Annotated in this window: 19 protein-coding genes; 6 read left to right on the forward strand and 13 right to left on the reverse strand. The window is 71.1% G+C overall.

Annotated elements, in window-relative coordinates; genetic code table 11:
- Positions 1-145 precede the first annotated feature (145 nt).
- Complete coding sequence (locus tag ACFY5B_RS34015) at positions 146-1,492, forward strand: PP2C family protein-serine/threonine phosphatase (RefSeq protein WP_389977236.1); 1,347 nt, start codon at positions 146-148, stop codon at positions 1,490-1,492.
- A gap of 26 nt (positions 1,493-1,518) precedes the next feature.
- Here the strand turns inward: ACFY5B_RS34015 and ACFY5B_RS34020 are convergent, their stop codons facing one another.
- From ACFY5B_RS34020 to ACFY5B_RS34050, 7 genes are all read right to left on the reverse strand, one after another.
- Positions 1,519-1,851, reverse strand: a complete 333-nt coding sequence (locus ACFY5B_RS34020; RefSeq protein ID WP_389977482.1) for a DUF2516 family protein — start codon at positions 1,849-1,851, stop codon at positions 1,519-1,521.
- A 108-nt stretch (positions 1,852-1,959) separates the two neighbouring features.
- Positions 1,960-2,628 (reverse strand): hypothetical protein, encoded by a 669-nt coding sequence (locus ACFY5B_RS34025; RefSeq protein ID WP_389977239.1) that lies wholly within the window; start codon positions 2,626-2,628, stop codon positions 1,960-1,962.
- Positions 2,629-2,716: 88 nt separating this feature from the next.
- A complete protein-coding gene (locus ACFY5B_RS34030; RefSeq protein WP_389977242.1) occupies positions 2,717-3,349 on the reverse strand; it encodes a helix-turn-helix domain-containing protein in 633 nt (210 codons plus the stop codon).
- A gap of 119 nt (positions 3,350-3,468) precedes the next feature.
- On the reverse strand, positions 3,469-4,314 hold the full coding sequence (locus ACFY5B_RS34035) for a GNAT family N-acetyltransferase (protein WP_389977245.1): 846 nt from the start codon (positions 4,312-4,314) through the stop codon (positions 3,469-3,471).
- A gap of 46 nt (positions 4,315-4,360) precedes the next feature.
- Entirely contained in the window at positions 4,361-5,026 is a 666-nt protein-coding gene (locus ACFY5B_RS34040) for a maleylpyruvate isomerase family mycothiol-dependent enzyme (RefSeq protein ID WP_389977248.1), read from the reverse strand.
- Between the two features lie 156 nt (positions 5,027-5,182).
- Positions 5,183-5,779 (reverse strand): GNAT family N-acetyltransferase, encoded by a 597-nt coding sequence (locus tag ACFY5B_RS34045; RefSeq protein ID WP_389977251.1) that lies wholly within the window; start codon positions 5,777-5,779, stop codon positions 5,183-5,185.
- Positions 5,780-5,844: 65 nt separating this feature from the next.
- Entirely contained in the window at positions 5,845-6,216 is a 372-nt protein-coding gene (locus ACFY5B_RS34050) for a VOC family protein (RefSeq protein WP_389977254.1), read from the reverse strand.
- Between the two features lie 157 nt (positions 6,217-6,373).
- Here ACFY5B_RS34050 and ACFY5B_RS34055 point away from each other — a divergent pair, with 157 nt between their 5' ends.
- A complete protein-coding gene (locus ACFY5B_RS34055) occupies positions 6,374-7,114 on the forward strand; it encodes a hypothetical protein (RefSeq protein ID WP_389977257.1) in 741 nt (246 codons plus the stop codon).
- A gap of 2 nt (positions 7,115-7,116) precedes the next feature.
- Here the strand turns inward: ACFY5B_RS34055 and ACFY5B_RS34060 are convergent, their stop codons facing one another.
- The 4 genes from ACFY5B_RS34060 to ACFY5B_RS34075 are packed head-to-tail and all read right to left on the reverse strand — an operon-like array spanning position 7,117 to position 8,445.
- Positions 7,117-7,338, reverse strand: a complete 222-nt coding sequence (locus ACFY5B_RS34060; protein ID WP_389977260.1) for a hypothetical protein — start codon at positions 7,336-7,338, stop codon at positions 7,117-7,119.
- On the reverse strand, positions 7,335-7,682 hold the full coding sequence (locus ACFY5B_RS34065) for a hypothetical protein (protein WP_389977262.1): 348 nt from the start codon (positions 7,680-7,682) through the stop codon (positions 7,335-7,337). Before ACFY5B_RS34065 ends, ACFY5B_RS34060 begins: the two co-directional genes overlap by 4 nt.
- 29 nt (positions 7,683-7,711) lie before the next feature.
- Positions 7,712-8,095, reverse strand: a complete 384-nt coding sequence (locus tag ACFY5B_RS34070) for a hypothetical protein (RefSeq protein WP_389977265.1) — start codon at positions 8,093-8,095, stop codon at positions 7,712-7,714.
- Complete coding sequence (locus ACFY5B_RS34075; RefSeq protein ID WP_389977268.1) at positions 8,095-8,445, reverse strand: hypothetical protein; 351 nt, start codon at positions 8,443-8,445, stop codon at positions 8,095-8,097. The genes ACFY5B_RS34070 and ACFY5B_RS34075 overlap by 1 nt, the downstream gene beginning before the upstream one ends.
- Positions 8,446-8,605: 160 nt before the next feature.
- Between ACFY5B_RS34075 and ACFY5B_RS34080 the strand changes: the two genes are divergently transcribed.
- Positions 8,606-8,902, forward strand: coding sequence for a GntR family transcriptional regulator (locus tag ACFY5B_RS34080; protein ID WP_389977271.1), 297 nt, complete (start codon positions 8,606-8,608; stop codon positions 8,900-8,902).
- A 27-nt stretch (positions 8,903-8,929) separates the two neighbouring features.
- Here the strand turns inward: ACFY5B_RS34080 and ACFY5B_RS34085 are convergent, their stop codons facing one another.
- Positions 8,930-9,577 carry a class I SAM-dependent methyltransferase gene (locus ACFY5B_RS34085; protein WP_389977274.1) on the reverse strand — a complete coding sequence of 216 codons (648 nt, stop codon included), beginning with the start codon at positions 9,575-9,577 and terminating at the stop codon, positions 8,930-8,932.
- A gap of 193 nt (positions 9,578-9,770) precedes the next feature.
- On the opposite strand from ACFY5B_RS34085, the gene ACFY5B_RS34090 reads away from it, so the two are divergent.
- Genes ACFY5B_RS34090 through ACFY5B_RS34100 form a run of 3 tightly spaced genes read left to right on the forward strand, consistent with a single transcriptional unit; the run spans position 9,771 to position 12,100 of the window.
- Positions 9,771-10,280 (forward strand): DUF2269 domain-containing protein, encoded by a 510-nt coding sequence (locus ACFY5B_RS34090; RefSeq protein ID WP_389977485.1) that lies wholly within the window; start codon positions 9,771-9,773, stop codon positions 10,278-10,280.
- Positions 10,281-10,328: 48 nt separating this feature from the next.
- Positions 10,329-10,916, forward strand: a complete 588-nt coding sequence (locus ACFY5B_RS34095) for a TetR/AcrR family transcriptional regulator (RefSeq protein ID WP_389977277.1) — start codon at positions 10,329-10,331, stop codon at positions 10,914-10,916.
- 5 nt (positions 10,917-10,921) lie between these two features.
- Entirely contained in the window at positions 10,922-12,100 is a 1,179-nt protein-coding gene (locus ACFY5B_RS34100) for a GDSL-type esterase/lipase family protein (protein ID WP_389977280.1), read from the forward strand.
- A 67-nt stretch (positions 12,101-12,167) separates the two neighbouring features.
- On the opposite strand, the gene ACFY5B_RS34105 is transcribed toward ACFY5B_RS34100, so the two are convergent.
- On the reverse strand, positions 12,168-12,791 hold the full coding sequence (locus ACFY5B_RS34105; RefSeq protein WP_389977283.1) for an RraA family protein: 624 nt from the start codon (positions 12,789-12,791) through the stop codon (positions 12,168-12,170).
- Between the last annotated feature and the right edge of the window lie 142 nt (positions 12,792-12,933).

Genomic DNA, 12,933 nt, shown 5'->3' on the forward strand with positions numbered 1-12,933 from the left:
ATCGCGGCATATGACACAGGCCGGTGGCACAGCGGCGTGGCTCACACCATTCCAATGCGGCGCCGACACCCGCTATGGTCCCGCTCGGTGGGTCGAGGTCCCTCGCCCCACCGTGCCCTCGGGGGGAGGGAAGGAACCCAAGACGATGCCCGTACCCATACCGCGGCAGAGAGCGATCCCGGCCGTGGAGAGTGGTCAGGCGCAGGCCCCGTCCACGCGTGGCGGCTCGGCCGAGGAGTCCGTGAAGGACGCCTCGCCCGCCGGCCGCACGCCGGACACCGCCGGGAACACCACGGACAAGGTGGAGAACAACACCGCCCACACCAACCTGACGCTGCTGCTGATCGAGGACGATCCGGCCGGTTCGCCGATCGTGCCGGACATGCTCGACCAGGCAGGCAAGCCGATCCGCGTCCGCACGGCCCGCAACCTGACGGAGGCCGGCCGGCTGCTGACCGACGACGTCCACTGCATCCTGCTGGACCTGGCGCTGCCCGCGCCGGGCCACAGCGACTCCGCGGACGAGCTCGCCGTGCTCAGGCACGTGCTGGAGCTCGCGCCCCGGCACGCCGTCCTGGCGCTGACCGCGTCCGGTGACGCCGAGCGCGGCGCCGAGGCGGTGCGGGTGGGCGCCCAGGACTACCTCTTCCGCGACGAGCTGGACGGCAGGCTGCTGAGCCGGGCGATCCGCTACGCGGTGGAGCGCAAGCGTTCCGAGTCGGCGGAGCGCCGCCTCGCCGAGGGCCGGCTGCGCGCGCAGGAGAACCGCCGCCTGGAGCGCGGTCTGCTGCCGACGCCGCTGCTGGAGGGCTCCTCGCTGCGGTTCGCCGCCCGCTACCGCCCGGGCCGCTCGCGCGCGCTGCTCGGCGGCGACTTCTACGACGTCGTGCGCACGCCGGACGGCACGGTGCACGCCATGATCGGCGATGTCTGCGGGCACGGCCCGGACGAGGCCGCGCTAGGTGTGGAGCTGCGGATCGCGTGGCGGGCGCTGACGCTGGCGGGCCTGTGCGGCGACCAGCTGCTGGGCACGCTCCAGCAGGTACTGGAGCACGAGCGGGCCGACGACGAGATCTTCGCGACCCTGTGCACGGTGGACATCGCGCCGGACGGCCGACGCGCCGGGCTGTGCCTGGCGGGTCACCCGTCGCCGCTGCTGGCCCGCCCGGGCAAACCGGCCCGCCTGCTGCCGTACGACAACAACGGCCCCGCCCTCGGCCTGCTCCCCGGCGCCCGCTGGCCGCGGATGCAGGTGGAGCTGGGGGCCGAGTGGAGCCTGATGCTCTACACCGACGGCCTGATCGAGGGCCACATCGGCCAGGGCCGGGAGCGACTCGGGCAGGACGGCATGACGGAGATGATCCGCCGCCAGTTCGCCGAGGGCCTGCGGGGCGAGCAGCTGCTGCGGGCGGCGGTGAACGAGGTGCGCAACCTCAACGGCGGCGAGCTGACGGACGACGTGGCGGTTCTGCTGCTGGACCGGGTGCCGTAGCCCCCGGCGGTGCTGCTCCGGAGCCCTTACCGGCCGCCGTTCCACGGGCCGTAGGGGCCGTCGCTGCTGGAGCCGCGCCCGGTGCGGCCGCCGCCCGGGAGGGCCCGGATCGCGGGCCGTACGTCGACCATGTACACGATCGTCGCGATGAGGCCGATGATCGGCAGGAACGACAGGATCGGGAAGAGCAGGTTCACCACGAAGGCGATCCCGAGGATGATCAGCCAGAAGGGCTTGGTCTTCTTGTCGGCCGCGCGGTAGGCGTCCTCCCGGCGCACAGCCGCGTCGAGCAACGCGAAGCCGCTGAAAACGATCAGGGCCATGCTCAGAAGCCACATAAACCCTGCGAAGCCCTGCATCAGCACAACGTCCACCACCTGACTCGGCTCGTCCTACGCGGTCACCGTACCCGTACAACGGGCCGGGCACCCCCAGGGTGCCCGGCCCGTGTGCGCCGCTCCGCCGTACTACTTCGCGGGCGGGGTGGTCTTCTTGACGGTGGTGGTCTTGCGCGCCGGGGTCTTCTTGGCGGCGGGGGCCTTCTTCGCCTGGGCGGCGGCGGCCGGCTTCGCCGGCTCCTCCTTCACCTCGACCGGCTGCGGCTTCGGCTTCGGCTCGACGGCCACGGCCAGCTCCTCGACGCCCTCGGCGACGTCCTCGATGCTGTCGGCGGCCTCGCCGCGCCAGGTCCGGACGGCCTGCTCGCCGTGCTCGGCGACCTTCTCGTAGGTCTCACGGGCCTTGACGGCGTACTCGGCGGCCACGCCGACGCCGCGCAGCGCGAAGTCCTGGGCGCTCTCGCCGAACTTCTTCAGGTCCGCGTCGATCGTGCTGCCGAGCTTCTTGATGTCGACGTCGATGGAGCCGATGAACTCCGTGACCTTGGTCTGCAGGGTCTCCTGCGTCTCCTTGACGCGGGCGGAGGCCTCCTTGGCCCGGGCCGACGCCTTCTCCTGGACGGCCTTGGTGTCGGTGTTGCGTACGGCGTCGATACGCGCGGGGGCCTCGGAGCGCAGCTGCTCCACCAGGGCCGGCACCTTCTTGGCCTGCTGAAGGGCGAGGTCGGCGGTGCCTGCGGCGAAGTAGAGCGGGGTCGGGTTGCTGAGGGTCTTGCGCAGGTCGTCGGTGATGGCCATGGTGATGGTCCTCCCGGATTCTGTATCGCTTGAGGGTTCGGCTGAGGGTTGTGTGATCCGCGGCGGGCGGCCCATGCCCTGGTCCGGCTCAGCCGGCCGTCTGCTGCGGATCGGTGTCACTGCCGCCGGTGCTCTTGCGGGTGCGGCGGGTGGCGGTCGTACCGCCATCGTTCGTGCTGTCGCTCGGTACGGCGCTCTTGCGGCTGCGGCGCCGGGCGGGCCGACCGCCGTCGGCCGGGCCGGCCGGGGGTATCCCGGTGCCGGGAGCGTCCCCGTCGACGCTCACCGCACCGTCGGCGGTGACGACGCCGACGACGCCGGCACCGCCCGCCCCGTCCGTACCCTGCGAGCCGTCCGGGCCGTCGCCGGTCCCGAACCCGTTCTCCTTGCGGAAGGACTCGTAGATCTGCAGCAGCACCTGCTTCTGCCGCTCGTGCAGCGTCGGGTCGGCGAGGATGACGGCACGCGTCTCCACATCGTCCCGATCACGCTCGGCGTCGAGGATGCCGGCCCGGACGTACAGCGTCTCGGCGGAGATCCGCAGCGCCTTCGCGACCTGCTGCAGCACCTCGGCGCTCGGCTTGCGCAGTCCGCGCTCGATCTGGCTGAGATACGGATTGGACACCCCGGCGGCGTCGGCGAGCTGCCGCAACGACAGCTGCGCAGTGCGCCGCTGCTCGCGCAGATAGTCACCGAGGTTGCCGACGTTGAGCGATGCCATGCCTCCACAGTGCAACACCCCGCTAACTATTGCAAGCACCTGCTTGCAATAGTGCGCCACGCCACCCGGACGCCTCGAAGCGGGAGTGCGTCAGCGCGTCCGGGTGGGTGAGAGCGGGGCTATGAGCGCGCGGGTTGGTTGGCGATCAGAAGGGTGCTGCCGGCAGGGCGAAAGCCCAGGCGTGAATAGATGCGAGCGACGGCGTCCTCGGCATAGGCGAGGAAGACGGTGGTCACTCCGTGGTCACGCGCGTGGCGGGCCAGGGCCGCCGTGACGGCGGCCGCCAGGCCCTGGCGGCGGGCGGTGGGCAGGGTGCCGACGCCGCCGATCTCGGTGGTGGCGTCCGCCGGGTGGTAGTGGCCGGCGGCCAACGGGGTGCCGTCCTGGGCGAAGGCGGCGATGAGCGTTTTGTGTCCGGCGCGGAGGGTGGGACGGACCGTTGCCACCGTGCCGTCCTGCATCAGGTCCCCGGCCACCACCGACAGTTCCTTGCGACCTGCCGGTCCGACCATCGTGCCCTCCTTTGCGAAGGCCAGGCGGGGAAGGGCGAGGACTGCGGCCAAGGCGGGGTCGTCGGACGTCAGCACGCGGAGCGTCACGCCCGCCGGCAACGGCTGCGAGGAGAGCCGGTGACGCGGATCCAGAACCATCAGCGGGCGTTCCGCCACGGGCAGGCCGGCGGCCTCGACACGGGAGCGCAGCATCGGTGCCGCCTCGGCCATCCACTCGAAAGCCTCCGGCACGCCGAGCTCGCGCTGCCGTGCCCGCACCCGGGCGATGTCGGCGGCGGTGACCGCCGAGGCCCCCTCCGCGGTGGGCTGGGCGTGACCGGGACCGCCGTAGTACGGGGCACCTGGCTTCCTCCGCACGAACAGCCGTAAGGGACCGAAGTCTTCGGCCTCGGAGAACAGCAACGGCACGGTGGCGTAGTACTGCTCGATACGGGCGGTCAGCGAGTCGCTCATGCGGCGCATCCCACCACGGGAGAGCGCCGCAGTCACCCGGCATTCGTCACCCTGCCCCGCAGCGACTGCGCAGGAGCTCCACACCGTCACCTTCGAGTTCGTCGCAGCACGTCGCGCGTCCGGTCATGGCCATCAACAAGGCCAAGGTGGGGCCGGACACGACCGGCCCGGAACCGGTCGCGAAAGGGCTGTCATCAGCGACGAGCTTCAGCCCGTCGACGCGTCCCTTGGCGACGACCACGAGGTCCGAGCCCTGGTAGTACTCGGCTACCTGGGCGACGACCTCGCTCGGGTAGTCGCGGCGGATGCCCAGCGGACGCCGGATGTCTTCTCCGTGCACGATCGTCTCGCCCAGCATGGCTATGGCAGGCAAGGGAGGCTTGGTGGTGCTCGAAACGACGCGCCGAAATCGCTCAAGGGTCTCGGCCGGGGTCGTGCCCAACTGCTCGGCCAGCCGCATGGCCACCTGCTTGTCGAAGTCGAACCGGCAACGGATCACCCCTGCCATCCAGCGTACGGAGTTGAGGCTCGCGCCCGCTGTGAGGTGCGCGAGGACCTCACGCACCGTCAAACCAGTGCACAGCGAAGGCGTTTCCCATCGCTCGTCAGTCATGTCTGCGAGATCGACCACCAGCGCTGCCCGCTCAGCACGGATCAACGGCCAGACACCGGTGCTGCGGCCGCGGGCCACTGTCACTGCCGGATCAGTCATACGGAAGGATCTCCTGTCACGGGGTCGATTCCGACGGCGCACCCGAGCCGGTTCAGGCGTCCGGCACGGGGCGTTCGTAACGAAGACCGGCACTTCGGAGAAAACTCATCGCCCGCGAGTGGCTTTCCTCCGTACGCCCCCAGCCACGCGGAACGCTCAGGCCAGGAACGAGTGCAGCTCGGTCACCGCGAGGGTCTGTTCGGCTTCGTAGGCCTCGAAGGTGCTCACGCGTCGGAAGCCGAGGCGGGCCGCCAGGTCCAGGGAGCGGGTGTTGGCCGTCTGGGTCACGATCAGGACCGGCTGATCCGGCAGTTCGGAGGCGGCGGCACGCAACGCGGCGGTGGCTGCTTCGAAGGCCAGTCCCGTGCCCCAGGAGGCGCGGCGCAGGACGTAGGTCAGTTCCAGTTCCCCGCCCTCCGCGGTGACGTGTCCGGGGAGGTCGGCGGGGCGTCGGTGGATCAGGAGTACCCCGGCGAGGTCGTCGGTCGACCGGTCGGCGATGACGAACGTGCCGGGCTTGCCGGTGACGTGCGCGACGCCCATCGTGTCGAAGTACTGCTCGACCGCAGCCCGCGGCCTCGGGCCGCCGAGGTGTAACCGGACCTGGGGGTCGGTCTGCAGCTCGATGAGCCCGGCGCGGTCGGCGTCGTGCGCCTTGCGCAGCCGGAGCCGGGGCGTGGTGATCTCCGTGGCGGACAGGGTGGGTGAGGTGGCCGCCTGGGACGGGGTGTTCGGTGTGTTCGACGAGCTCATGAAACCCATCCTGTATCGAGCCGCCGCCCGTCGACGGGAAGTCGCCCCGGGGCGGGCCGACCGCCTCATTCAGGCTCGGCGAGACCCCCGACGATGCAGAAGGGATGTCCGGCCGGGTCCGTGAGCACCCGCCATCTGTCCGCGTTCGGCTGATGCTCCGGCTTGCCGGCGCCCAGCTTCAGCAGTCGCGTCTCCGTCTCGTCCAGGTCCGCGACCCGGAAACAGCAGTGCAGCTGCTGGGGAACGGCAGGGTCGGGCCAGCTGGGAGGCCGGTGGTCGTCGACGCGCTGGAAGGCGAGGGAGAGGCCGTTCTCCCCCTCCAGCGCGGCGAATTCGGCGTCCGACTTCGGATGCAGCTCCAGTCCGGTGGCCTGCTGGTAGAACGCCGCCAGGGCGAGCGGATCAGCGCAGTCCAGGGTTATCGCGCTCAACCTCATCCGGCTGGCACCTCCTGGCAGTCCGCCCGCAGGAGCGCGACGGCCGGTCCGGACTCGGCGAGGGAGGCAGGCACGGGTTGAGTCCTTCCAGCAGTGGTCGGGGCGGCACCATCAAATCGGTGGACGGACCGGGCGGGCCATCGGTTTGATCCACATCATGACGACTTCCCGGCAAGCCCTGGTCCGGGCCGCCGCCCGGAACAACGCCGAGTGGTGTGCTGCGATGTGCCGGACGCATGGAGTGCGGGGCGAGTTCGGTGCCGACGCCTGGGCCGCCCCGGTGCGGACGCCGCTCTTCTATCCCGACGCCGTGACGCTCGGGCCGGACGCCGACCCCGACGCGCTCACCGCCCGGATCGACACGGCCTCACCCGGCGCCTCGGTCAAGGACAGCTTCGCCGACCTCGACCTGGCGGAGGCCGGGTTCCGGGTGCTTTTCGAGGCGCAGTGGATCCACCGGCCCGCCGGGGCGGCAGCGGCGGCACCGGATCTCGAATGGGACGTGGCGGGCGACCCGGACACGCTGCGTGCCTGGGCCCAGGCCTGGGACGACGGGGCGGGGGCCGCCGACCTGTTCCGGCCCGGACTGCTCACCGAACCGGAGACCTTCGTGATCCTGGGACGCTCCGCCGGCGACACCGAGGGCAGAGTGGTCGCCGGAGCGGTCGCGAGCCGCAGTGAGCACGTGGTCGGCGTCTCCAACGTCTTCGGACCGGACGGCGCGTCCGACGCCGCCTGGCCGGTCGTCCTGCACGCGCTCGCACGGCTCTTCCCGACCCTGCCCGTCGTCGGCTACGAGCAGGGCGCCGACCTGGCGGCCGCCCTCCGGCACGGCTTCGAACCGGTGGGGCCGTTGCGAGTGTGGACGCACTCCGGTCAGCACAGCCCGTGTGACTGACCTCAGGTCACTGCCAGAAGACCGTGTGGCCGGACCTTCCTGCCGGCAGGGAGATCAGCGTCAGCCTCGATGCCCCGGAAGTAGGGGTCCTGTGCCGTGACCAGCTCGGCCCGAGCGGCGTCGACCGTCTTCCGCACGCTCTCCGGCAGGGTCTCACGGGCAGCTTGGGCCTTGAGTGTCCAGTCCATCTGCCACGGCGGACCCATGAATCCGTCGTCGGTCACTGGCCGGGCTCCAGCCGCCGCACCTGGTAGCGGATATTGGATGCCTCTTCGAGGAGCGCCTTGGCCTCAGTGATGTCGGTCGCTTCCGCCGCACGGTGTTCGAGATCGGTCACGTGGGCGTCGAGTTTCGGGTCGCGGACGATCGCGTACTGACCCCACCAGCGGGCCATGAATGCGGGCACCGTGCTGATGTCGTACGCGTCGGCTACAGCCCACTTCCAGTGCTCGTCGAAGTCGGCAAGGAGCTGGGGGGCGTGCTCCACGATCGCCTGGCGCAGGGCCTTCGGCGTCCGTTCGGGCATGGGGGGGACGCCCGATGTCGGTTCGGCGGCGTGGGCAGTCATGGCCGGTGAGCTCCTTCGACGCGTCGTGGTTACGACCATAGCCCGCTCCTTGCGTTGTGCGTGATCCGCCCGTGACCGTCTTCGCCCGCTTCGGGGTCCACGGTGTCCGGCACCGGCACGCGCATCCCCCGGGACTCGGCGACACGCAGCGCGTCGGTCAGGCACTCGGCGAGGCGGAGGCCGGCGAAGCGGACCTCCGTGTACGGCGACGCGGGGTCGTCCAGCACCTTGCGGGCCAGGCCGAGCACGTCGGTGCCGGTGGCGAGCTGGACAGCTTCCAATTCGTCGGCGAGACGGGAGAGGTAGCTGCCGTTGTCGTCGGTCACCAGGTAGCAGGGGTTGCCGTCGGGAGACGACCAGGGCAGGAGCCGGGGTGGTGGCGTGACGTGTGTCCGATCGGTGGGGCGTTCCATCAGGCGGCCACCTTCCGCATGCCGATCAGGTGCTGGTCGAGGTCGATCCCGAAGTCTGCGGCGAGCACGAGGGCCAGACGGCGACGTTCCTGAAGAGCGGTTTCGTGTTCGTGGGCGGCGAGGTAGGGGCGGACGAGGGAGGAGGCGGCCCCGTCGAGAGGACTGTGCAGGCCGTACGGGGAGCGGTGGCGGGGGAGCTGCGGCGGCTGGGATGCGGAGGGGCAGCTGACGAGGGTGAGGTGCACATGGGGGAAGAGGTGCCTGCGGGGACGGCACCGACGCCGTTTCCCGGTGCCCGGGGCGAAGAAGAGGCGCAGCCAGTGGAGGGCCCGGGGGATAAGGTCGTGCATGTCGACGCTCCTGTATCGGCGTTGGCCATGCCCCGGGAGGTCTAGTCCACCTCGCCGGGGTCTTTTCGTCTTCGACGTTACACCTGTATGCAGCCCTCTACATACAAGTACAGAGGGATCCACACGATTGGGCAGGTCGCTACCGCTCTACGTTGGACGTATGAGCGATACCGAAGGGTCGAAGCCCACCCTGGACCCGATGAGCGCGAGGCCGCTCTACATGCAGCTGGCCGATGTCATCGCCGGGAAGATCGCATCCGGAGAGCTGGCGCCGGACAGGCCCATCCCGTCCGAGAACCACCTCGCCGACGAATACGGCGTAGCACGACTCACCGCGCGACGGGCCGCACAGGAACTCCGCGAGCGCGGCTTGATCGTCACCGTGCGAGGCAAGGGTTCCTTCGTCGTCGAGCAGCCGGCCGGCAACGCCCCCGAAGAAGCCGAACCGAACGGCTGAGGACCCCACCCCACCGGGTCCGTCCCGCTACTGCGGCTTGTACGCCAGAAACGTCCCCGCCCGCCGCTTCGACCCGCCCTCAAGTTCCTGCACCACCCGCGTCGTGACCACCAGCCCGGCCCGGGCGAGGAGTTCGGCGATGTGCTCCGGCGGCAGCAGGTGTGACTCGTAGGACACCGGATGGTCGCCGTACGCCCGCGTCGGGCGCAGGTGCTCGCCGTCGCCCACATGGCCCGCCAGCATCAGCCGGCCCCCCGGCGCGAGGGTGCGGTGGAACTCGGCGAACACGGTCGGCAGCCACTGCGGCGGGGTGTGGTGGGTGGAGTAGTACGCGAGGATGCCGCCGAGTTCACCGTCGGCGATGTCCAGTGCTGTCATCGAGCCGACGGTGAAGCGGAGCTCCGGGTACGCCTCCCGGGCCAGTTCGATCATCTTCGGCGACACGTCCACTCCGAACACCGGAACTCCCAGGGCGGCCAGGTGTGCCGTCACCTTGCCGGGCCCGCAGCCCAGGTCGGCGACCGGTCCGAGGCGGGCCGTGAGTTCGGCGAAGGCGGCCAGCATGGTGCGGGAGACCGGGTCCAGCTCGGCCGGCTCCGGCACGCGTCGGGCGTAGTCGGCGGCGACGGTGTCGTAGGACTCGCGGACGGCGGTGACGTACGAGGGCTCGGTCATGCCGCGAAGGTAGGGGACGGCACTGACACGCTCGTACTCCGAGGCCGGTACGCCGGTTTACTCCCGCCGCAAGACGCCCGCACCGCCCCTCCCCCGGCACGGTGACAGCGTGAAGCCGAACCCGAAACCCAGCCGCCCCATCCGCCGGGCCGTGAAGCCGAACCCGAAACCCAGCCGCCCCATCCGCCGGGCCGTGAAGCCGAACCCGAAACTCAGTCGCCCCGCCCGCCGGGCCGTGCTGGTCGTCCACGTCACCGCCTCCGCGAGCTGGCTCGGGCTCTCGCTCGGGCTGCTCGCGCTCGGGACCACCGCGGCCTCCACCGGGTCCGCCGTGACCGTGGAGGCGTCCGTGCGGGCCATGAAGCTCTTCGCCGACTGGCTCCTGATCCCCGTAGCGCTGCTCACGCTCCTCAGCGGCCTGGTGCTGTCCCTGGGCACGGTGTGGGGTCTGGCCAGGTACCGGTGGGTGTACACGAAGTTCTGGCTGACCCTCGCCACGACCACCGCCACGGTGTTCGCCCTGCGCCCCGGGGTGAACTCCGCGGTCACCGCCGTCGCTGCGGACGGGCCGCTGCCGGACACCGGTGACGTGCTGTTCGGGCCGGTCGTGTCGCTGTCCGCCTACGTGTTCATGACGGTGATCTCCGTCCTGAAGCCCTGGGGGAGAACCCGACGGGGCAAAAGGTCGCGCATATTTGCCTAAAGGCTTTAGGGAGATGCACACTCTCTTCAGGCAGAAGGGAGAGTCCTCATGGCACGCGTGGGACTGACGCCGGAGCGGCTGACCGAGGCAGGCGCCGAGCTCGCCGACGAGGTCGGCTTCGACCAGGTCACCGTCTCAGCGCTCGCGCGGCGGTTCGACGTCAAGGTCGCGAGCCTGTACTCGCACGTGAAGAACTCACAGGACCTGAAGACCAGGATCGCCCTGCTCGCCCTCACCGAACTCGCCGACCGGGCCGCCGACGCCCTGGCCGGACGGGCCGGAAAGGACGCCCTGTCCGCCCTCGCGAACGTGTACCGCGACTACGCCCGGGCACACCCCGGCCGCTACGCCGCGGCCCAGCTGCGACTCGACCCGCAGACGGCGGCCGCCGGCGCCGGCGTCCGGCACGCACAGATGACCCGGGCACTGCTGCGCGGCTACGACCTGACGGAACCGGACCAGACCCACGCCGTCCGGCTGCTCGGCAGCGTCTTCCACGGCTACGTCAGCCTGGAGCTCGGCGGCGGTTTCAGCCACAGCGCCCCGGACACCGAGGAGACCTGGGCCCGGATCCTCGACGCCCTCGACACGCTGCTGCGGAACTGGCCCGCGGCCCCCACCGACCCCCGAGGCTGACACCCATGCACACCGAGCACGACTGGATCACCACGCCCCTCACGGCGGACCTGCTGCGCGGGGCCCTCGACGTGGAACGCACCGAGCACGGCCTCCTCCCCCACCGCCTGCCCGCCCCGGCCCGCGCGCAGAACACCAACGCCCAGCTGGCGATGGCCGAGGCCCAGCCCAGCGGGGTGCGGCTGGCGTTCCGCACCGCCGCGACCGCCGTCGAGCTGGACACCCTGCGCACCAAGCGCGACTACACCGGCTTCCCGTCGCGCCCGGACGGGCTGTACGACCTGCTCGTCGACGGCCGCCCGGCCGGCCAGGCCGCCGGGACCGACGGCAACGTCCTGACCGTCGACCTGGCCACCTGGGAGGGCGAGCTCACGTCCGGCCCGGTCGGCACCGTCCGCTTCACGGGCCTGCCCGCGCGGGAGAAGGACGTCGAGATCTGGCTGCCGCACAACGAGACCACCGAGCTGGTCGCCCTGCGCACGGACGCCCCCGTGGCGCCCGCGCCGGACCGGGGACGCCGGGTGTGGCTGCACCACGGCAGCTCGATCAGCCACGGCTCCGACGCCGCGAGCCCCACGGCCATCTGGCCGGCGATCGCCGCGCTGCGGGGCGGTGTGGAGCTGGTCAACCTCGGCTTCGGCGGCAGCGCGATGCTCGACCCGTTCACCGCGCGCGCCATGCGGGACACCCCGGCCGACCTGATCAGCGTCAAGATGGGCATCAACATCGTCAACGCGGACGCGATGCGGCTGCGCGCGTTCTCTCCCGCCGTGCACGGTTTCCTCGACACGATTCGCGAGGGGCACCCGGACACCCCGCTGCTGCTCGTCTCCCCCATCCACTGCGCCATCCACGAGGACACACCCGGCCCCACCGCCCCGGACCGCGACGAGATCGGCAAGGGCCGCCTGGTCTTCTCCGCCATGGGCGACCCGGCGGAGACTCCCCTCGGCAAACTGACCCTCACCGTCATCCGCGAGGAACTGTCGCGCATCGTCGAACAGCGCGCCGCCGAGGACCCCAACCTCCACTACCTGGACGGCCTCGACCTCTACGGCGCGAAGGACGCGAGCGCCATGCCCCTCCCCGACCACGTCCACCCGGACGCGGCCACCCACCGCCACATCGGCGACCGCTTCCACGCACTGGCCTTCACGAACGGAGGACCCTTCACCGCGGCGTAGCGACCGACCGGCACGGGCAAACCGGCCAGGGACAGCCGACCGGGGCAGACCGGCCGGGGCAGGCCGGTCAGTCCTCGAAGCCCTGGTCCGCCAGGATCCTGTCGATGCGGGCGCGGTGGGCCGACTCCCAGTCGTCCAGGGACTCCGCGGCCTCCTTGGCGAGCTTGGCCCGGGCCGCGGCCAGAACCTCCTCGCGACGGGCCCCGGGGACGACCACGACGCCCTCCTCGTCGGCGACGACGGTGTCGCCCGCCTCGACCACGACCCCGCCGCAGCGCACCCGCTCGTTCAGCGGCCGTGCGGCCGACTTGGTACCGGGGATGGGGATGACACCGCGTGCGAACACCGGGAAACGCATGTCCCGGACCTCGGCGAGGTCGCGGATCAGCCCGTCGGCGACGAACGCGGTGATGCCCCGGCGCCGGGCGACGGCGCACACGTTGCCGCCGGCCAGGGCGTAGTCCAGGTCGCCCGACTCCACGACGACGACAAAACCGGGACCGGCCCGGTGGATCGCGGCATGCAGCATCAGGTTGTCGCCGGGAGGGCACCGTACGGTGAAGGCCGGTCCGGCCACCCGCGGCACCGGCTCCCACAGCGGCCGGATCCCGATGTCCATGACCTGCCCGCGGCCGAGGAGATCGGCCAGGGTGGTCGTGGGTATGTCCGTGAACGCGTCGACGTCAGCCATGACTTGGGACCCTAGTGCTTTGACCGCGAAGGTTCGCCGAGTTGGCGACTGGAACGGTTGGATGAACGGTGAGCCTGTGCGGTGAGCGGCTGACCGGCCAGGAGGGGCAGAAGTGCCGCAGATCGTGCGCCGGGGATCCACG

The organism is Streptomyces sp. NPDC013187 (genome assembly GCF_042899705.1).
Taxonomy (GTDB): Bacteria; Actinomycetota; Actinomycetes; order Streptomycetales; family Streptomycetaceae; genus Streptomyces; species Streptomyces hawaiiensis_A.